Source organism: Pilimelia anulata, assembly GCF_014647895.1.
Classification (GTDB): Bacteria; Actinomycetota; Actinomycetes; order Mycobacteriales; family Micromonosporaceae; genus Pilimelia; species Pilimelia anulata.
The window spans coordinates 55,000-74,006 of record NZ_BMQB01000001.1; the positions used below are offsets into that span (position 1 = coordinate 55,000).

A 19,007-nucleotide genomic window follows, 5' to 3' on the forward strand; every position below is an offset into this window, starting at 1 on the left:
GGCAGGGACCGCGGCGGGGAGCGGGACGGTGCGGTCGGCCAGGGCGGCGACCAGCGGCGGGTCGTGGGTGATCGCGACCACCGCCCGCCCCTCGTCGCGCAGCTCGGCGAGCAGGTCGACCAGCTCGGCCCAGGTGGTCCGGTCCTGCCCGTACGTCGGCTCGTCCAGCAGCAGCACCCGCGGCGCCGCCGCGAGCACCGTGCCGACCGCCAGCCGGCGGGCCTGGCCGCCGGAGAGCGTGTACGGGTTCGCGGCCGCCAGCTCGCCCAGCCGCAGCCGGTCCAGCAGCGCGCCGACCCGGCGGTCCACCTCGGCGGCCGGCAGGTCGAGCCCGCGCGGGCCGAGGGCCAGCTCGTCGCGGACGGTCCGGGTGAGGAACTGGTGCTCGGGGCGCTGGAACACCGAGCCGATCCGGGCGGCCAGCGCGGGCGCCCGCCACCGGTACGGCGCATCCCCGGCCCCGGCGGCCAGCCCGGGGGTCGCGCGGACCGCGCCGCCGGTCGGGCGCAGCAGCCCGCCGAGCAGCAGCGCGAGGGTGGACTTGCCGCTGCCGTTCGGCCCGGTCACCGCGAGCGCCTCGCCGGCCCGGACGGCCAGCGCCGTCGCCGGGAGGGCGTCCCGGTCGGCGCCCGGGTGCCGGTACCGCAGCCCCTCGGCCCGCAGCAGCGGCGGCCCGGCGGCGGACCGGGCGCGGCGGGTCGGCAGCGGGTGGCCGGGCACCCACACGCCCGCGGCGGCCAGCGCGGCGCCGTGCGCGGCGAACACCGCGCCGGGCGGGCCGTCGGCGGCGACGCCCCCGCCGGCGCCGAGCACGACGACCCGGTCGACGAGCGGCAGCGCGGTCGCCACCCGGTGCTCGACCAGCACCATCGCGGTGGCCGGCGGCAGCGCGCCGGCCAGCACGTCGCGGACCAGCGCGGCGCCGGCCGGGTCGAGGTTCGCGGTGGGCTCGTCGAGCAGCAGCAGGTCCGGGCGCAGGGCGAGGGTGCCGGCCAGCGCGAGGCGCTGGAGTTCGCCGCCGGACAGCGCGGCGGTGGGCCGGTCCGGGCCGTACGGGAAGCCGACGTCGGCCAGCGCCCGGTGCGCCCGCGGCCAGATGTCGACCGCGCCGATGTTCTCGAGTCCGAACGCGACGTCGTCGCCGCTGCGGGCGAGCACGATCTGGGTCTGCGGGTCCTGGAACACGATCCCCGCCCGCCCGGTGACCCGGACGGTGCCCGCGCGGTCGCCGGACTCGTCGGTCAGCAGCCCGGCCAGCGCCCGCAGCAGGGTGCTCTTGCCGGACCCGGACGGGCCGAGCAGCAGCACCCGCTCGCCGGCGGCGATCCGCAGGTCGACGCCGTGCACGGCGCGGGCCCGCCGGCCGCCGTACCGCCAGCCGAACCCGGCCAGCTCGGCGATCGTGTCGGCCACCGGGCGGGTCAGACCGCCGGCCGGGCGCGGCCCGAGGGGAAGGCGTCGAGCACGCCGGTGCCGGCCAGCGCCCGGGTGAGGTACCAGCCGCCGACGCCGGCCACCGCCGCGGCGCTGGCGACCACCATGGCCGCGTACGCGACCTGCCACGCGCCGCCCCACGCGGCGTAGAACTGCACCAGGTCGACCAGCGCCGCGGCCGCCCCGGCCAGCGCCCCGGCGACGATCGCCACCGGCAGCCGCCACGCGCGGTACGCGGTGGCCGCGAACGCGAACTCCCCGGCGAGGCCCTGGAACAGCCCGTACACGACGGTGACCAGGCCCCACGGCGAGCCGAGCAGCGCGGAGACGATCGCGGCGAGCAGCTCGCAGTACACGGCCGCGCCGGGCTTGCGCAGCACCAGCGGCCCGACGACCGCGGGGACCAGCCACACCCCGTAGATCAGCCCGGCGGCCGGCTTGAACCCGGCGAACACCGCGGCGGCCGGCCCGTTCCACAGCAGGTTCCAGGCCCAGAAGATGACGCCGAACGCCACGCCCAGCACCGAGGCGACCAGGACGTCGACCGTCCGCCAGCGCCGATTGCTCCGCTCCACCCCGGTACTCCGTCCTCGCCCGCCCGATATTTCCGCTGCGTACCCGCCCGGGAGCGGGCGGACGGCCGGCGCGCGTCCGCAGCGACGCTAACACCGCGGGGGCCGCCGGCCGCGGGAGCCGGCCGGACGATCAGTGGACCGGCCGGAACGGAGAGTGGGCAGGGCCGGCCGCACGGGTTAGCCTGGGCTGCCCCGATCCGCACTATTCCATTGCCGGTCGTCAATCCCTAGGATCTCGCTGTGACCTCCCAGCCCCGGACCGCCCCACCCCCGGACCACCCCGCCGAACCCGGCCACGCGCACCCCCCGCCGCCGCGGTCCCGGTTCGCGATCGGCTCGGTGGAGATCCTGGCCGCCGTCCTGATCGTGCTGGTCATCTTCAAGAACCCGCTGTCCGAGCTGCTCTCCGCCCCCGCGCTGGGCACCTGGACCACGGTGTTCGTGTCGGTCATGGTGCAGGCCATGCCGTTCCTGGTGTTCGGCGTGGCGCTGTCCGCCGTCATCGCCGTGTACGTGCCCCGCTCCTTCTGGGCGAGAGCCCTGCCCAAGCACCCCGCGCTGGCCGTACCGGTGGCCAGCGCCGCCGGGGTCATCCTGCCCGGCTGCGAGTGCGGCTCGGTCCCGATCGGCGCCTCGCTGATCCGCCGCGGCGTGACCCCGGCCGCCGCGCTGGCGTTCCTGCTCGCCGCCCCGGCGATCAACCCGATCGTGCTGACCGCGACCGTGGTGGCGTTCCCGAAGAACCCGGAGATGGCCGTCGGCCGCGGCATCGCCGGCCTGGTCGTCGCCATGATCATGGGCTGGCTGTGGACCCGGCTGGGCAAGCAGGAGTGGATCAGGCTGCCGTACCGGCCGGACCTGGAGGGGGCCAGCAGGGCCCGCGCCTTCTGGACCGCCGTCCGGCACGACGTCGTGCACGCCGGCGGCTTCCTCGTCATCGGCGCGATGGCCGCGGCCACGATCAACGTGATCGTCCCCGAGCAGTGGCTGCTCACCCTCGCCGACAACCCGGTGCTGTCGGTGATCGCGCTGGCGCTGCTCGCGGTCCTGCTGTCGATGTGCTCCGAGGCCGACGCGTTCGTCGCCGCCTCGCTGTCGCAGTTCTCGCTGACCTCGCGGCTCGTCTTCCTCACCGTCGGCCCGATGGTGGACCTCAAGCTCATCTCGATGCAGTCGGGCGTGTTCGGGCGGCGCTTCGCCGCCCGGTTCGCGCCCACCACGTTCGTCGTGGCCACCCTGGTGGCGGTCGCCGTCGCGGCGATCGTCCTCTAGGTACCGCGGAAAGGACCGGCCATGGACAAGCGCGCACAAGGCGTACTGATGCTGCTGCTCGGCGGCGCCCTGCTCCGGGCGACGTTCGGCGACCTGCACCTGCGGTACGTCAAGGAGTCGCTCGGCCCGTTCCTCATCGCCTCCGGCGCCGTCCTGGTGGTCGCCGGCGCGATGACGCTCTACTACGACCTCTTCCGCAAGGCGGACCCGGTCGCCGACAACCCGGAGTGCGCCGACGACGGCCACGGGGACGACGACGGCCACGGCCACCGGGTGCACCGCGAGCCGCGGGTGGCCTGGATGCTGCTGCTGCCCGTCCTCGGCCTGCTGCTGGTCGCCCCGCCGGCGCTCGGCGCGTACGCCGCCGGCCAGTCCGGCAGCGCGCTGGCCACCCAGCAGCAGTCGGACTTCCCGGCGCTGCCGCCGGGCGACCCGATCGAGATCGGCGTCGCCGACTACGCCGCCCGGGCGATCTTCGACAAGGGCGTCTCGCTCCAGGGCCGGACGGTCAAGCTGACCGGGTTCCTCGCCAAGAACCCCGACGGCGGCCAGTACCTGACCCGGATGGTGCTGTCCTGCTGCGCCGCCGACGGCCGCCCGATCAAGGTCGGGCTGGGCGGCGACGCCCCGGTCGGCCAGGCCGACGACGCCTGGGTCAAGGCCACCGGCGTGTACAGCGACAAGATCGGCACCGACCCGGTGAACAAGTCGCAGATCCCGTACCTGCAGGTCGCGTCCTGGGAGCCCACGCCCCAGCCGAAGAACCCGTACGAGTGAGGGTGACGGCCGCGCCTACCCGGCGGTAGCCTGGGGGGAGCACCGACCGGCCCGGAGCGGGCCGGATACGCCCGCGGCGCGGTCCCGGGCGCGGGCGGGCCGACCCCTCACGGCGCCCGGCGGGTGCACGGGGCCGCGCGGCGGAGCCGCCGAAAGGGGCTCGGCCGTGACCACGATGCGCGAGAGACCGGAAGCCGCCACCACCGCCGGGGCCAGCGCCGCCGAGGCGCGCCGGGTCGCCGAGGCCGCCCGGCAGGCCGACTGGGACCGGCAGAGCTTCGGCCGGGACCTGTTCCTCGGCCGGCTGCGCCTCCCCCTGATCGACCCGCTGCCCGCGCCCGCCGACAACCCGCGGGCCGCGGCGTTCCTGGCCGACCTGGCCGCGTTCGCCCGGGACCGGGTCGACGGCGCCCGGATCGAGGCCGACGCCCGCATCCCCGACGACGTACTCGCCGGCCTGGCCGAGCTGGGCGCGTTCGGCATGAAGATCGACCCGGCGTACGGCGGGCTGGGGCTCAGCCACGGCGACTACTGCCGGGCGCTCATGCTCGTCGGCTCGGCCAGCCCGGCGATCGGCGCGCTGCTGTCCGCGCACCAGTCGATCGGCGTGCCGCAGCCGCTCAAGCTGTTCGGCACCGAGGCGCAGAAGAAGGCGTACCTGCCCCGGCTCGCCGCCGGCGCGATCTCCGCGTTCCTGCTCACCGAGCCCGACGTCGGCTCGGACCCGGCCCGGCTCGCCACCACCGCCACTCCCACGCCCGACGGGGCGGGGTACCGGCTGTCCGGGGTGAAGCTGTGGGCCACCAACGGCACCCTCGCCGACCTGCTCGTCGTGATGGCCCGGGTGCCCGCCGGCCCCGGCCACCGGGGCGGGATCACCGCGTTCGTCGTCGAGGCCGACGCCCCCGGCATCACCGTGGCCCGGCGCAACGCGTTCCTCGGCCTGCGCGGGCTGGAGAACAGCCTGACCCGGTTCGACGACGTGTACGTACCGCGGGCCAACGTCATCGGCGCCGAGGGCCTGGGCCTGCGGATCGCCCTGACCACGCTGAACACCGGCCGGCTGTCGCTGCCCGCGATGTGCGTCGGCGCCGGCAAGTGGGCGCTGTCGGTGGCCCGGCAGTGGTCGGCCCAGCGGGTCCAGTGGGGACAGCCGGTCGGCGCGCACGACGCCGTCGCCGGCAAGCTCGCGTTCATCGCGGCGTCGACGTTCGGCATGGAGGCCATGCTGGACGTCTGCTGCCGGCTCGCCGACGAGGACCGGGCCGACATCCGGATCGAGGCCGCGCTGATCAAGCTGTCCGCCAGCGAGCTGGCCTGGCGCGTCGCCGACGAGCTGATCCAGATCCGCGGCGGCCGCGGGTACGAGACCGCCGACTCGCTGGCCGCCCGCGGCGAGCGCCCGATCGCCGCCGAGCAGCTCCTGCGCGACCTGCGGATCAACCGGATCTTCGAGGGCTCCACCGAGATCATGCACCTGCTCATCGCCCGCGAGGCGGTCGACGCCCACCTGGCCGTGGCCGGCGACCTGATCGACCCGGCCGCCGACCCGGCCCGCAAGGCCCGGGCCGGCGCCAGGGCGGGCGCGTTCTACGCCCGCTGGCTGCCCACCCTGGTCGCGGGGCCGGGCAGCACCCCGCTGGCGTACGGCCGGTACGGCCCGCTCGCCGGGCACCTGCGCTGGGCCGAGCGGGCGGCCCGCCGGCTGGCCCGGGCGACGTTCGCGGCGATGAGCCGGTGGCGCGGCGGGCTGGAGCGGCGACAGCGGTTCCTCGGCCGGCTGGTGGACATCGGGGCCGAGCTGTTCGGCGTCGCCGCGGCGTGCGTGCGGGCCCGCGAGCTGCACGCCACCGACCCGACGGCGGTGGAGCTGGCGGACCTGTTCTGCCGCCAGGCCAGGGCGCGGGCGGAGGTGCTGTTCGCGCAGCTCTGGCACAACACCGACGCGGCGGACGCGCGGGCGGCGACGGCCATCCTCGCCGGCCGGTACCTCGGCCTGGAGGACGGCGTGCTGCCGCCCCCGGCCGACGGCGAGTGGGTGAGCACCGGCCCGTCCGACGCCCCCGACATCCGCCGCCGACGCCCCGCCCGGCCGCCGGGGGCTTGACCGAACGGTCCAGAATGGAGCGAGCGCGGTCGATCCGCCGGGCACCGCACCGGGAGCCCGGCCGGGCCGGCGCGCGGCATCGGCGACGGGGGAGCAAGGGATGAATCGAACGGCACGTGCCGGCCTTGCCGGACTCCTGGCGGCGGCGCTCGCCGCGCTGACCGCCTGCACCGGCGCCCGGCCGGTCGGCGCGGACACCCTCCCGGCGGATACGCCCGAGCGGGCCGCCGCCCGGGCGGCGCACGTGTTCGCCGGCACGATCCTGCAACGGCTGGCCGACGCCGACCGCGGCGGCCGGCGCTGGCTGCTGTACCGGGTCCGGGTCGACCGGCTGCTCAAGGGCTCGCTGAACCCGCTGGTGGACGTGGCCCGCCCGGTCGGCAGCCCCGGCGAGCTGGCGGTCGGCCGCAAGTATGTGCTGATCAGCAGCGGGGCGCGGGAGACGTGGCAGGAGGTACCGGCGACCTTCACCCCGCCGTCGGCCGACGCGGCCACCGTGAAGCGCTTCACCGAGGCCGTCGCCGAACACGGCTGACCCGCCCGGCACCGGCCCCGATGCCCGCGGGCCGGTGATCACCCCCGGGTGTCCGCGGGCAGGGGCCGGGCGGCGGGGGTCAGCAGTTCGGGCAGGTGCCGAAGATCTCCAGGGTGTGGCTGACGTCGCGGAAGCCGTGCTCGCCCGCGACCCGCTCCGCCCACCGCTCCACCGTCGGCCCCGCCACCTCCACCGTCCGGCCGCACGTGCGGCAGACGAGGTGGTGGTGGTGGCCGTCGCTGCACCGCCGGTAGAGCTGCTCCGCGCCGGGGAGCTGCATCACGTCGATCTCGCTGGCGTCGGCGAGCGCCTGGAGCGTCCGGTACACCGTGGTCAGGCCCACCCGCTCGCCGCGGGCGCGCAGCATGGCGTGCAGCTCCTGGGCGCTGTGGAAGCCCTCCACCTCGGCCAGCAGCGCGCTGACCGCACTGCGCTGGCGCGTGTTGCGCACCCCGGTCCCGCTCATGCCCGATCCTCCCGTACGTGGCTCACCGCGTCCGCCACGATGTGCGCGATGTGCTCGTCGACCAGCGAGTACGCGATCTCCCGGCCGCTGCGCGTCCCCCGGACCACGCCCGCCCGGCGCAGCACGCGCAGGTGCTGCGAGACCAGCGGCTGGGTCACGCCGACCGCGTCGACCAGCTCGTGCACGCAGCGCGAGCCGGACGCCGCCAGCTCCGTCACGATCGCCACCCGGGTGGGCGAGGCGAGCGCGCGCAGCAGCTCGCTGGCGGCCCGGTAACCGGTGTCGCCGTCGACGGGCGCTGCTCCGGCCACGGTCATGATTCCACCGTAGCCAACGGTGCGGCCAGCGTACCGAGCCAGGGCCGCGGGTCCCGGATCACCGCGGCCCGGCGCGCCGCGCCGCGCCGCCGCGGCCGATCCGGCGGGTGACGGCGGCGGCGACCGCGACCGCGACGAAAGCCGCGATGGCGACCATCACGATCGTCGCGCCGGGGGCGGTGTCGGCGTGCCAGGAGACCGTGACGCCGGCGGCGGCCGCGAGCAGGCCGACCGCCATCGCGCCGTACAGGGTGGCCCGGAAGCCGCGGGCGACCTGCTGCGCGGTGGCGACCGGGACGACCATCAGCGCGCTGACCAGCAGCAGCCCGACGGCCCGCATGGCGATGGTGACCGTGACGGCGGTGGTGACGGCGAGCAGCAGGTTCAGCGTCCGGACCGGCAGGCCGGCGACCCGGGCGAACTCCTCGTCGTGGCAGACGGCGAACAGCGCCGGCCGCAGCAGCAGCATCGCCGCCAGGACGGCCGCGCCGAGGCCGGCGATCAGCGCCAGGTCGCGGTCGGAGACGGTGCCCAGCGAGCCGAACAGGTACGACAGCAGGTTCCCCCCGCCGGACCGCCCGGCGGCGCCGACCAGCAGCACGCCGCCGGCGATGCCGCCGTAGAAGAGGACGGCCAGGGCCAGGTCGCCGGGGGTGCGGCCGCGCTCGCGGACCAGCTCGACGCCGACCGCGCAGGCGGCGGAGACGAGCACCGCGGCGAGGACGGGGGACTGGTTCAGCAGCAGGCCGACGCCGACGCCGGTGAGGGCGACGTGGCCGATGCCGTCGCCGATCATCGACATCCGCCGCTGCACCAGGTACGTGCCCAGGGTCGGCGCGGACAGGCCGATGATCGCGGCGCCGAGCAGCGCCCGCAGCATCAGGTCGGAGGCGAAGAGGGTCACCGGTGCGGCTCCGTCCCGTTGGCCGGCCCGTGCGGGTGGACGTGCTCGCCGGGGTCGTCGGGCACCGCCCCGTCGTGGGCGATGCCGCCGTCACGGACGACCAGCGCCCGGGTCAGCAGCGGGCGCAGCGGCCCGGCCTCGTGCAGCACGACCACGACGGTCCCGCCGCCGGCGGCGAAGCCGCGCAGGGCGCCGGCGAACGCCTCCTGGCTGGCCGCGTCCACCCCGGCGGTGGGCTCGTCGAGGACGAGCAGCTCGGGGCGGCCGACGAGCGCCCGGGCGATCAGCGTGCGCTGCTGCTGCCCGCCGGAGAGCGTGCCGACCGGGTCGCGGGCCCGGTCGGCGAGGCCCACCTCGGCCAGCGCGGCGGCGACGGCGGCCCCGTCCCCGCGCCCGTACGGGCGCAGCACCCCGCGCCGGGCGAGCAGCCCGGCGGCGACCACCTCGGCCACGGTCGCCGGGACGCCGCTGCCGGCGCCGAGCCGCTGCGGCACGTACCCGAGCCGGTGCCACTGCCGGAACCGGCGCAGCGGCGCCCCGAACAGCCGGACCGTCCCCGCGGCGGCGGGGATCAGTCCCAGCGCCGCGCGGACGAGGGTGGACTTGCCGGAGCCGTTGGCCCCCATCACCGCGACGACCTCGCCGGCGGCGACGCCGGCGGTGACCCCGCGCAGGACCGCCCGGTCGTCGTACGCGACGGTCAGGCCGTCGACCGCGAGGACGTCGGCGCTCACGAGCAGCCCAGCCCCTGCCGCAGCGCCCCGAGGTTGCGGCGCATCACGGCCGGGTAGTCGTCGGTACCGGTGCCGCCCTCGATCGGGTCGAGGACGGCGGTGCGGGCGCCGGCCTGCCGGGCGACGGTCTCGGCGATCCGCGGGCTGACCAGCGTCTCGAAGAAGATCGTGGTGGCCTTGTGCTGGCGGGCCAGGGCGGCGATCTCGGCCATCCGGCGCGGCGCGGGCTCCTGCTCGGGGCTGATCCCGTTGATCGGGATCTGGGTGAGCCCGTACCGGGTGGCGAGGTAGCCGAACGCGGCGTGGCTGGTGATCACCTGGCGGCGGGCGCAGCGGGCGAGGCCGGCGCGGTACTCGGCGTCCAGCTTCGTCAGGTCCGCGGCGAGGGCGGCGGCGTTCTTCCGGTACCCCTCCGCGCCGGCCGGGTCGAGCGTGCCGAGGCGGGCGGCGAGCTTGTCGCCGGCGGCGGCGTACCGCTGGGTGTCCAGCCAGAAGTGCGGGTCGGGGCCCTCCTCGCCGTGGCCGTCGTCGGCCGCGGCGGGCGCCAGCTCCACCTGCCCGGCGACGTCGAACAGGCGGTCGCCGGGTTCGCCGACGGCCTCGTCCACGGCCGGCTGGACGCCGCGCAGGTACACGACCAGCTCGGCGGCGCGGACCTGCTCGAGCCGGGCCGGGCTCAGCTCCATGTCGTGCGGCTCGACGCCGGGCTCGGCGAGGTTGGTCACCCGCACCCGGTCGCCGCCGACGCGCTGGGCGAGGTACTGGAGCGGGTAGAGGCCGACGACCGTCGTGACGGAGTCGGGGTTGCCGTCGTCGGCCGGGCCGCCGCCGCAGCCGGCGAGCGCGAGCAGGGCGGCCAGGCAGGCGGCGGGGACGGTCGCGCGGGTGGGAAGGGTCGCCCGGGTGGGGGGGAACGTCATGGTCTCCACTGTCCGTGACAATGACAATGATTGTCAACTAGCTGTTGCGGCGACCGGCAAGTCACAGCAGCTTCACCGCCGCCACCGCGGCGAGCAGGGACAGCGCCAGCACCCGGACCAGCCGGGCGCCGGGCGACTGGACCCGCCAGGTGTGCGCGCCGACGGCGAGCAGGGCCGCCACGAGCAGCAGCAGGAGCGCCGCGCCGATGATCCCCGGAGCGTAGAGCGCGATCAATAGGTACGCGATTGTCCCGAGAAAAATCGGTGCGGGCCCCCGCCGCGCCAGCCGCGCCAGCACGCGGATCGCCAGCGGTTGCTCACTCAGCGTCATGAATGGTCCCTCCCGGGCCGGTCCGGCGGCCGCCGCGCGGCGGCCCTACGCTGTCCGGACACTGCCACAGTCCGCGCAGCCACAGGGAGCACCCGTGCTGGTGATCAACCGTTTCGTGGTCGACCCGGCAACGGCCGACGACTTCGCCGCCCGCGCGGGGGACGCCCTCGCCGCGCTCGCCGCCCGCCCCGGCTACCGGTCCGGCCGGCTCACCCGGGCCCTCGACGAGCCGACCGCCTGGTGCCTGGTCACCGAGTGGGAGTCGGTGGGCAGCTACCGGCGGGCGCTCGGCGGCTTCGATGTCAAGATGCACGCCACCCCGCTGCTGGCGCAGTCGGTGGACGAGCCGTCGGCGTTCGAGGCGCTGGCCGCCGCCGCGCCCAACGGGCCGGTCACCAGGTACGGCAGCGACCGCGCCATCGACCCCGGGCGCTGACCCCGCGGCACTACGATGGGCGACCATGAGCGTCGCACCCGGCCAGCCGGACCCGCCAGCGCCGCCGCCGGGGCCCGGCGTGACGCCGCCCTTCCCGGCGCCGCCCACCGAGGGCCGCAGCACCCGGCTCTGGGTCGGCCTGCTCTCCGGCGGGCTCGTCGCGCTGCTGTGCTGCGGCGGCGGGCTCAGCGCCTGCGTGGGCCTCGCGGTGGTCGGCACGAAGGCGGTCAACGAGCACGCCGCGGCCGCCGTCCGGGACTACCTCGACGACGTGCGCGCGGGCCGGTACCGCGAGGCGTACGACGAGCTGTGCCCCGAGGCCCGCGAGCGCGAGTCGCTGGCCGACTACACGGCGCGGGTGCGCGGCGAGCCGGGCCTGCGGGCGTACGTGCTCCGCGACGCCGAGCTGGGCCCGGCGTCGGTGCGGGTGCCGGTCGACGTGACCTACGCCGACGGCACCGGCGGCACCTGGCGGGTCGGGATGGAGCAGGACCGGCGCACCGGCAAGCTGGAGGTCTGCGCGATCGACCGCTGACCGCCCGCGGCGGGCCGGCCGTCCCGCGGGCGGGCCGGGGGCGCGTCGCCGGCCCGGTCACCCGGCCGCCGGAGCCACCCGGCGGGCGCGGCGCGGGCGCAAACGCCGCCCGGCCGGGGCCCGGCCTTGCTACGGTGACCCGGCGGTGGCCGGCGCCGCGCGCCGGCCGGCCGCGGCCAGGTACGCCCCGCGATGTCCCCGCCGACCGCCAGCCGGCGCAGGAGGAAGCCATGTCCGCCGACCGGATCGACACGATCGTCAGCCTCGCCAAGCGGCGCGGGTTCGTCTACCCGTCGAGCGAGATCTACGGCGGCACGCGCTCGGCCTGGGACTACGGACCGCTCGGCGTGGAGCTGAAGGAGAACGTCCGGCGCCAGTGGTGGCGGACGATGGTCCAGCAGCGCGACGACGTGGTCGGCCTGGACTCGGCGGTGATCCTGGCCCGCGACGTGTGGGCGGCGTCCGGGCACCTGGAGGCGTTCGTCGACCCGCTGACCGAGTGCCAGTCCTGCCACAAGCGGTTCCGCGCCGACCACCTCGCCGAGGAGTACGCGGCCGAGCACGACGGCCCGCCGCCGTCGCTGGCGGTGGTCAACTGCCCGAACTGCGGCAACAAGGGGACGTTCACCGAGCCGCGGATGTTCAACGGCCTGATGAAGACCCACCTCGGCCCGGTGGAGAGCGACGAGGGCCTGCACTACCTGCGCCCGGAGACCGCGCAGGGCATCTTCGTGAACTTCGCCAACGTGATGACCTCGGCCCGGCGCAAGCCGCCGTTCGGCATCGCGCAGGTCGGCAAGTCGTTCCGCAACGAGATCACGCCGGGCAACTTCATCTTCCGGACCCGCGAGTTCGAGCAGATGGAGATGGAGTTCTTCGTCGAGCCGGGCACCGACGAGGAGTGGCACGAGTACTGGCTGACCGAGCGGTGGAACTGGTACCGCGACCTGGGGCTGCGCGAGGAGCACCTGCGGCTGTACGAGCACCCGGCGGAGAAGCTGTCGCACTACTCGAAGCGGACCGTCGACATCGAGTACAAGTTCCGCTTCGGCGGCACCGAGTTCGCCGAGCTGGAGGGCGTGGCCAACCGCACCGACTTCGACCTGACCACGCACGCCAAGCACGCGGGCGTGGACCTGTCGTACTTCGACCAGGGCCGCAACGAGCGGTGGACGCCGTACGTGATCGAGCCGGCCGCCGGCCTGACCCGGGCGGTGCTGGCGTTCCTGCTGGAGGCGTACGACGTCGACGAGGCGCCGAACACCAAGGGCGGCGTGGACAAGCGGACGGTGCTGCGGTTCGACCCGCGGCTGGCGCCGGTGAAGGCGGCGGTGCTGCCGCTGTCCCGCAACGCCGACCTGACCCCGCGCGCCCGCGACCTGGCGGCCGCGCTGCGCAAGCGGTGGCACATCGAGTTCGACGACTCGCAGGCGATCGGCCGCCGGTACCGGCGGCAGGACGAGATCGGCACGCCGTACTGCATCACCGTCGACTTCGACACCCTCGGCGACAACGCCGTGACGGTCCGGTCGCGGGACACGATGGCGCAGGAGCGGGTGGGCCTGGACCAGGTCGAGCGGTACCTCGTCGACCGCCTGCCCGGCTGCTGAGCGTCGGCGGGAATATCACCATAGGGTAGGGCGAAACGCCGTTCCCGGGCGACGCCCGGGGGAGTTCTTCCATTCAAGTTCGTGACTTTCCGAGTCGGCCCTGGTGTGATGGACGTCATCGGATGGCACACGAAATCCACCCAGCCTGACGAGTGAGGACTCCCTGACCATGACGACTCCGCCCACGGCGCAGCGCAAGCGTGCGCGCACGTTGATCGCGGCGGGGGCCGCGGCCATCGCGGTCGCGCTCCCCATCGCCGGTACCCAGACGATCGCCCACGCCGACACGGTGGCCGCGGCGAACCCCGACGGCGAGGGCTACTTCCTCGTGCAGTCGCCCGCCGGCGTGCAGACCGGCGTCCTCGCCGAGATGTTGGAGACCGCCGGCTTCGACCTGGTCGGCCACGGCGACAGCGCCGCCGGCGTCGGCGTCATCGGCGACCGGAGCACGCCCGCGAAGCTCGCCGCCCGCGGCCTGACCGCGACGTACACCGGGCCGCTGTACCAGCCGGTGCCGCGCTCGTTCCGGGCCAACGCCGACACCTACTACGGCGGGTACCACACCAGCGAGGGCCACGAGAAGCACAACGCCGCCGTGGCCAGCGCGCACCCGGAGCTGGTCAAGAAGTACGTGATCGGCCAGTCCTGGAAGAAGTCGGCCGGCAAGGGCGGCCACGACATCGAGGCGCTGTGCATCACGAAGATCGGCTCGGGCGACTGTGAGCTGACCAACACCAACAAGAAGCCCAAGTTCACGCTGATGTCGCAGATGCACTCGCGGGAGCTGGCCTCGGGCGAGCTGTCGTACATGTTCATCGACCAGCTCGTGAACAACTACGGCAAGGACAGCGAGGTCACCGCGCTGCTCGACTCCACCGAGGTGTGGGTGATCCCGATCGCCAACCCGGACGGTGTCGACATCGTCTCGTCCAATTCGAGCAAGCCGGTCATGCAGCGCAAGAACGCGCACGAGAACGGCTGCTCCGGCACGGGCCTCGGCACCGACCTGAACCGCAACTCCGACTACCACTGGGACGTCAACCAGGGCACCAAGTGCTCCGAGACGTACCCCGGCACCGGGCCGGACAGCGAGCCGGAGACCAAGGGCATCGAGGGCCTGCTGAAGAAGATCTACCGGGACACCAAGCCGGACTCGGACAACAGCCCGGCCACCAAGGACACCACCGGCGTCTTCCTCACGGTGCACAGCTACTCGCAGCTCAACATCTTCCCGTACGGCTGGACCAACAACAACGCGCCGAACCACGCCGACCTCAAGGCGATCGCGGACGCGATGGCGCAGCACAACCGGTACCAGGTCGTGCACGGCGACGGCGGCCTGAACTACTTCGCGCCGGGCGCCACCGACGACTGGGTCTACGGCAAGCTGGGCGTCCCCGGCTACACCATCGAGATCGGGCCGGGCAGCGGGTCGTGCGGCGGGTTCGCGCCGGCGTACTCCTGCATGCAGAACTTCTGGAAGCTGAACTACCCGGCGTACGTGGCCGCGGCGAAGGCCGCCGCCAAGCCGTACAAGGGCTGAGCGGAACGCAGTACGTGGGCGGCACCCCGACCGGGTGCCGCCCACGTACTCATTCAACGGCTATGCGTCGTCGTCGGTCGGGGTGCTCGTCTCCGCGGAGATCCACGCGAGGTATGCCGGGCTGCCGCCGGTCACCGGGGTACGGATGATCTCCGGGACGTCGTAGGGGTGGCGTTCGCGCAGCAGCGCCTCCAACGCGGGGTACCGCTCGTCGGTCGTCTTGGCCACGACCACCCACTCCCGGGCCGTCTCGACCCGGCCCTCCCACCAGTAGGTGCTCTCGACCGGCCCCGCCACCCGGGCACACGCCACCAGGCGCGCCTCGACCGCGGCCCGGGCCAGCCCCGCCGCCGCCTCCGCCGAATCGATGGTCGTCGTCACCTGGCAGTACGCCGGTTCGGCCATCCCGTCTCCCGTCCGCGCGGCTCGGTGCGCGCCGGAGAGGCGCGCCGAGCCGATTATCGCGACCGGTGCCCGACTCGTCCACATAGCCGTACTCCGGTCGCGGTGACCGGCGTACGGCGTGCAGCGGTGGGTCAGCTCGACTGGAACGCCGGCCTGGTCGGGCGCTGGCCCGGTACCGCCGCGGTCGGGCGCTCGGCCAGGACCGAGTCGAGCATCTCGCCCACCCGGACGGCCGTGTTGGACAGCAGCGACGACGTGATGCCGTGCGTGTGCTCGGTCCCGCCCTGCAGGAAGATCCCGCAGCGCAGCTCGGGGACGGTGCGCAGCCGGTAGTCGCGGTCCACGGCCGCGCGGCCGGCGGCGTCGCGCTGGCACAGGTCGGCCAGCGGCTCGCCGAGCAGGCCCAGCGGGTCCGGCTCGGCGTAGCCGGTGGCGTACACGATGGCGTCCGCCTCCAGCGGGGTGCGCTCGCCGGTGACGAGCGACTCGACGACCGCGTGCACGCCGCCGGGGGACTCGGTCAGCTCGGCGAGGTGGGAGACGTTGAGCAGGCGCAGCCGGCGGGTGCCGAGGACCTTCTCGCGGTATTCGCGCCGGTACAGCTCGTCGATGAGGTCGATGTCCACGACCGCGTAGTTGGTGTTGCCGTGGTACTCCATCAGCCGGCGCTTGACCGGGTCGGGCGCGGCGAAGTAGTCGTCCACCGCGGCCGGGTCGAAGATCCGGTTGGCGAAGGCGCTGTCGTCGGCGGGGGAGTAGCCGTACCGGGCGAAGACCGCGCACACCTCGGCGTCGGGGAACTCGCGGTGCAGGTACGCCACCGTCTCGGCCGCGCTCTGGCCGGCGCCGACGACGACGAACCGGCGCGGGGCGGTGCCCCGGATCGACTCGACCCGGCGCAGCAGGTCGCAGTTGTGCCAGATGCGGGCGCCGCGCTGCACGCCGGCCGGGAGCTTGGGCCGCAGGCCGGTGCCGAGGACGAGGTTGCGGGCCCGGTACGTGGTCAGGTCGTCGGGCGCGTGCCCGGCCCGGGCGACCACGTCGAGGTGCTCGACGGCGCCGCCCGGCCCGGTCACCGGGTGCACGGCGACGACCTCGTGGTCGTAGGAGACCTGGTCGTCGACCTTCGCGGCGGCCCATTCGAAGTAGTCGTGGAACTCGATCCGCAGCGGGAACAGGTTCTTGTGGTTGATGAAGTCGATGAGCCGGCCGCGGCTCTGCAGGTAGCAGAGAAAACTGTACTCACTGGTCGGGTTGCGCAGCGTGACCAGATCCTTGAGGAACGACACCTGCATGGTGGCGTCGTCGATCAGCATGCCCCGGTGCCAACCGAAGGTCGGCTGCCGCTCCAGGAAGTGCGCCGTCACCGCTTCGGCCCTGGGTACCGCGTTGTTGTGCTCGCGCGTGGCGATGGCCATGGCCAGGTTGGAAGGCCCGAATCCGACGCCGATCAGGTCGAAGACCGGGGTCGTCGCTCCCGGATGTGGCTGAGACATGTCCGTCCCCTCGCGCGGCCGGGCCGCTGACTGGTTCGTCAAATGGGTTCGGTTAGCCTAACCTAAGTGTTGCTCATGGCCCAGCGGGGGCGGATACCCAGCTTAGGGAAGCCTTGGTTTACTGGGAACCTCCTGTGTGCGTCTTCACGCGCCGGGCCGGAAACGAGGGAGGGGCTCGGATGCGGGTCGTCATGTTCGGGTACCAGACGTGGGGACACCGCACGCTGCAGGCGCTGCTGGACTCCGCGCACGAGGTCGTGCTGGTGGTGACCCACCCGCCGGGCGACGGCGCGTACGAGCGGATCTGGAGCGACTCGGTCGCGGACCTGGCCGCCGCGCACGGCGTGCCCGTCATCGAGCGGGAGCGGCCCGACGACGACGAGCTGTACGAGGCGCTCAAGGCCGCCGCCCCCGACGCGATCGTCGCCTGCAACTGGCGCACCTGGATCCCGCCGCGGATCTTCGAGCTGCCGCCGCACGGCACCCTCAACGTGCACGACTCGCTGCTGCCCGCCTACGCCGGCTTCGCGCCGCTGATCTGGGCGCTGGTCAACGGCGAGAAGGAGGTCGGCGTCACCGCGCACATGATGGACGCCACCCTGGACGCCGGCCCGATCGTGCTCCAGCGGGCCGTGCCGGTCGGCGACACCGACACCACCGCCGACCTGTTCCAGCGCACACTGGCCCTGTTCGGGCCGATCACCGTGGACGGGCTCGACCTCATCGCCAGCGGGAAGACCGACTGGACGCCGCAGGACCCGAGCAGGTATAGCTTCTTCCACAAGCGGTCCGAGGAGGACATCCGGATCGACTTCACCTGGCCCGCCGAGGAGTTGGAGCGGCTGGTCCGGGCGCAGTGCGCGCCGTATCCGGCCGCGTACTGCTTCCACCGGGGCGAGCGGCTGGAGATCATCGGCGCGGCCGTCTCCCGCGGCCGGTACGGCGGCACGGCCGGCCGGATCTTCTACCGCGAGGGCGACGGCGTCGCGATCGTCGCCGGCCCCGAGGCCCGGCGCGGGCGCAGCCACGGCCTGCTCGTCACCCGGGTGCGCACCGCCGACGGCCGCGAGCTGTCCGCGGGCGACTACTTCCGGACCATGGGCGGCTACCTGACGAGCTACCCGGACCGGCTGCGCTGACGGCATCGACGTAGGGTGATCCCGCGCGGCGGTGCCGCCGCGCGGCAGCCGACGGGGGAGGTCGTCATGGCCGCGGGCGCCGCCGAGACCAGGGCCGGGGTCGTACTCTGCCGGGGGTGCTGCTGCGGCAGCCCGGCCAAGCATCCCGACGTCGACCACGACGCCGAACTGGCCGACCTGCGGGCGCTGGCCGCCGGCCACCCCGAGCTGGTCGCGCTGCGGCTCAGCGAGTGCCTCGGGCCGTGCGCCGAGGCCAACGTCCTCGTCGTCAAGCCGTCCCGGCTGGGGCGGCGGCGCGGCGGCCGGGCGACCTGGTTCAGCGCCCTCGACGTCGACGCCAGGGACGCGCTCGGCGGCTGGCTGCGCGCCGGCGGGCCCGGCCGGGCGGCGCTGCCGCCGCTGCTGGCCGCGCGCCGGATCGAGCGGCCGCGCAACCGCTCGCTCACCGCCGCGGGCGCCGAGCTGGCCTGACCCGGCACGCCGCGGGCCCGAGCCGGTACGCCGCTGGCCCGACCGGTGCCGGGGCGACCGGTACGCCCCGCGGGCGGGCCGGTCGACGGCGATGTCGGAGTTCGCTGGTTGGGTGGGCGCTGCGCGGTCGGCCGGATTTTGTCGGTGTCCCGGGCGAGGATGCCGGGCATGACGAATACGTATGCACCGGGCACCCCGAGCTGGATCGAACTGGGCACGACCGACATTGCCGGCGCCAAGGAGTTCTACCACGGCACCCTCGGCTGGACGTTCGAGGAGATCGGGCCGGAGGCCCACGGGTACCTGCTCGTGCGCAGCCACGGCCAGCTCGTCGGCGGGCTCGGCCAGGCCACCGACGCCGCCCGCGGCACCTCCTGGGTGGTGTACTTCGCCGTGGACGACGCCGAGGAGGCGGCCGGCCGCGCCGACGGCGCCGGCGGCAAGGTCGTGGTCGGCGCGATGGACGTCCTGGACAAGGGTCGGATGGCGGTCCTGCAGGACCCGGCCGGGGCGTACTTCTCGGTCTGGCAGCCGACCGGCCTGGCCGGCGCCGAGCGGGTCAACGCCGACGGCGGCCTGTGCTGGGCCGAGCTGATGACCAGCGACATCGCCGCCGCCAAGCGGTTCTACGGCGAGACCCTCGGCCTGTCCCCGCGGGACATCTCCGCCGAGGGCGTCGACTACACGCTGTTCGAGGTCGGCGGTACCGCTGTCGCGGGCGGCTCCGGCATCCGCGCCGACCAGGGCGACATCCCGCCGCACTGGTCGGTCTACATCGCCGTGGACGACTGCGACGCCACCGCCGACCGGGCCATCGCGCTCGGCGCCACCGAGGCGCTGCGCGAGACCGCCCCGCCCGGCCGGATGGCGATCATGCACGACCCGCAGGGCGGCAAGTTCTGCATCATCACGCCCGACCCGACCTTCACCCCGTAGCCGGCGCCGCCGCGGGAGTCCGGTTGCCGACAGGGCTCCCGCGGGCGCCGCCCGGACGGCTAGC

Annotated in this window: 20 protein-coding genes and 1 pseudogene; 11 read left to right on the forward strand and 10 right to left on the reverse strand. The window is 74.8% G+C overall.

The genetic code is table 11. The annotated features are described in order from the left end of the window. Positions 1-3: 3 nt before the first annotated feature. Together IEY94_RS00260 and IEY94_RS00265 are read right to left on the reverse strand one after the other, a co-directional pair. Positions 4-1,413, reverse strand: a pseudogene (locus IEY94_RS00260) (ABC transporter ATP-binding protein); the annotation flags it as partial. Between the two features lie 8 nt (positions 1,414-1,421). Further along, positions 1,422-2,009 carry an ECF transporter S component gene (locus IEY94_RS00265; protein ID WP_189167952.1) on the reverse strand — a complete coding sequence of 196 codons (588 nt, stop codon included), beginning with the start codon at positions 2,007-2,009 and terminating at the stop codon, positions 1,422-1,424. 240 nt (positions 2,010-2,249) lie between these two features. Between IEY94_RS00265 and IEY94_RS00270 the strand changes: the two genes are divergently transcribed. From IEY94_RS00270 to IEY94_RS00285, 4 genes are all read left to right on the forward strand, one after another. Then, positions 2,250-3,281, forward strand: coding sequence for a permease (locus tag IEY94_RS00270; protein WP_189167953.1), 1,032 nt, complete (start codon positions 2,250-2,252; stop codon positions 3,279-3,281). Positions 3,282-3,302: 21 nt separating this feature from the next. Further along, positions 3,303-4,058, forward strand: coding sequence for a TIGR03943 family putative permease subunit (locus tag IEY94_RS00275; protein ID WP_189167954.1), 756 nt, complete (start codon positions 3,303-3,305; stop codon positions 4,056-4,058). Positions 4,059-4,233: 175 nt separating this feature from the next. Continuing rightward, on the forward strand, positions 4,234-6,165 hold the full coding sequence (locus IEY94_RS00280; protein ID WP_189167955.1) for an acyl-CoA dehydrogenase family protein: 1,932 nt from the start codon (positions 4,234-4,236) through the stop codon (positions 6,163-6,165). A 100-nt stretch (positions 6,166-6,265) separates the two neighbouring features. Next, complete coding sequence (locus IEY94_RS00285) at positions 6,266-6,700, forward strand: hypothetical protein (RefSeq protein WP_189167956.1); 435 nt, start codon at positions 6,266-6,268, stop codon at positions 6,698-6,700. Positions 6,701-6,779: 79 nt separating this feature from the next. Here IEY94_RS00285 and IEY94_RS00290 read toward each other — a convergent pair whose 3' ends face one another. The 6 genes from IEY94_RS00290 to IEY94_RS00315 form a co-directional block, all read right to left on the reverse strand. Next, positions 6,780-7,166, reverse strand: a complete 387-nt coding sequence (locus IEY94_RS00290) for a Fur family transcriptional regulator (protein WP_189167957.1) — start codon at positions 7,164-7,166, stop codon at positions 6,780-6,782. Beyond that, positions 7,163-7,483 (reverse strand): ArsR/SmtB family transcription factor, encoded by a 321-nt coding sequence (locus IEY94_RS00295; RefSeq protein ID WP_189167958.1) that lies wholly within the window; start codon positions 7,481-7,483, stop codon positions 7,163-7,165. Before IEY94_RS00295 ends, IEY94_RS00290 begins: the two co-directional genes overlap by 4 nt. 58 nt (positions 7,484-7,541) lie before the next feature. Beyond that, positions 7,542-8,363, reverse strand: coding sequence for a metal ABC transporter permease (locus IEY94_RS00300; protein ID WP_189168746.1), 822 nt, complete (start codon positions 8,361-8,363; stop codon positions 7,542-7,544). A gap of 20 nt (positions 8,364-8,383) precedes the next feature. Continuing rightward, on the reverse strand, positions 8,384-9,121 hold the full coding sequence (locus tag IEY94_RS00305) for a metal ABC transporter ATP-binding protein (protein ID WP_189167959.1): 738 nt from the start codon (positions 9,119-9,121) through the stop codon (positions 8,384-8,386). Beyond that, positions 9,118-10,041, reverse strand: a complete 924-nt coding sequence (locus tag IEY94_RS00310) for a metal ABC transporter substrate-binding protein (protein ID WP_189167960.1) — start codon at positions 10,039-10,041, stop codon at positions 9,118-9,120. Before IEY94_RS00310 ends, IEY94_RS00305 begins: the two co-directional genes overlap by 4 nt. Before the next feature lie 61 nt (positions 10,042-10,102). Next, complete coding sequence (locus tag IEY94_RS00315; protein ID WP_189167961.1) at positions 10,103-10,372, reverse strand: hypothetical protein; 270 nt, start codon at positions 10,370-10,372, stop codon at positions 10,103-10,105. A 94-nt stretch (positions 10,373-10,466) separates the two neighbouring features. Between IEY94_RS00315 and IEY94_RS00320 the strand changes: the two genes are divergently transcribed. The 4 genes from IEY94_RS00320 to IEY94_RS00335 all read left to right on the forward strand — a co-directional run bounded on the left by IEY94_RS00320 (position 10,467) and on the right by IEY94_RS00335 (position 14,496). Next, entirely contained in the window at positions 10,467-10,808 is a 342-nt protein-coding gene (locus IEY94_RS00320) for an antibiotic biosynthesis monooxygenase family protein (RefSeq protein WP_189167962.1), read from the forward strand. Between the two features lie 25 nt (positions 10,809-10,833). Further along, complete coding sequence (locus IEY94_RS00325) at positions 10,834-11,343, forward strand: hypothetical protein (protein ID WP_189167963.1); 510 nt, start codon at positions 10,834-10,836, stop codon at positions 11,341-11,343. A 230-nt stretch (positions 11,344-11,573) separates the two neighbouring features. Continuing rightward, positions 11,574-12,953, forward strand: coding sequence for a glycine--tRNA ligase (locus tag IEY94_RS00330; protein ID WP_189167964.1), 1,380 nt, complete (start codon positions 11,574-11,576; stop codon positions 12,951-12,953). A gap of 169 nt (positions 12,954-13,122) precedes the next feature. Next, a complete protein-coding gene (locus IEY94_RS00335; RefSeq protein WP_189167965.1) occupies positions 13,123-14,496 on the forward strand; it encodes a M14 family zinc carboxypeptidase in 1,374 nt (457 codons plus the stop codon). A gap of 60 nt (positions 14,497-14,556) precedes the next feature. Here IEY94_RS00335 and cutA read toward each other — a convergent pair whose 3' ends face one another. Next, a complete protein-coding gene (cutA, locus tag IEY94_RS00340; protein WP_189167966.1) occupies positions 14,557-14,901 on the reverse strand; it encodes a divalent-cation tolerance protein CutA in 345 nt (114 codons plus the stop codon). A 131-nt stretch (positions 14,902-15,032) separates the two neighbouring features. Next, positions 15,033-16,397, reverse strand: coding sequence for a lysine N(6)-hydroxylase/L-ornithine N(5)-oxygenase family protein (locus tag IEY94_RS00345; protein WP_189167967.1), 1,365 nt, complete (start codon positions 16,395-16,397; stop codon positions 15,033-15,035). Positions 16,398-16,576: 179 nt separating this feature from the next. Here IEY94_RS00345 and IEY94_RS00350 point away from each other — a divergent pair, with 179 nt between their 5' ends. The 3 genes from IEY94_RS00350 (at position 16,577) to IEY94_RS00360 (ending at position 18,943) form a co-directional block, all read left to right on the forward strand. Continuing rightward, positions 16,577-17,536 carry a methionyl-tRNA formyltransferase gene (locus IEY94_RS00350; protein WP_189167968.1) on the forward strand — a complete coding sequence of 320 codons (960 nt, stop codon included), beginning with the start codon at positions 16,577-16,579 and terminating at the stop codon, positions 17,534-17,536. A gap of 66 nt (positions 17,537-17,602) precedes the next feature. Further along, positions 17,603-18,007 carry a (2Fe-2S) ferredoxin domain-containing protein gene (locus IEY94_RS00355; protein WP_189167969.1) on the forward strand — a complete coding sequence of 135 codons (405 nt, stop codon included), beginning with the start codon at positions 17,603-17,605 and terminating at the stop codon, positions 18,005-18,007. 168 nt (positions 18,008-18,175) lie between these two features. Then, positions 18,176-18,943 (forward strand): VOC family protein, encoded by a 768-nt coding sequence (locus IEY94_RS00360; protein ID WP_189167970.1) that lies wholly within the window; start codon positions 18,176-18,178, stop codon positions 18,941-18,943. Positions 18,944-19,007 lie beyond the last annotated feature (64 nt).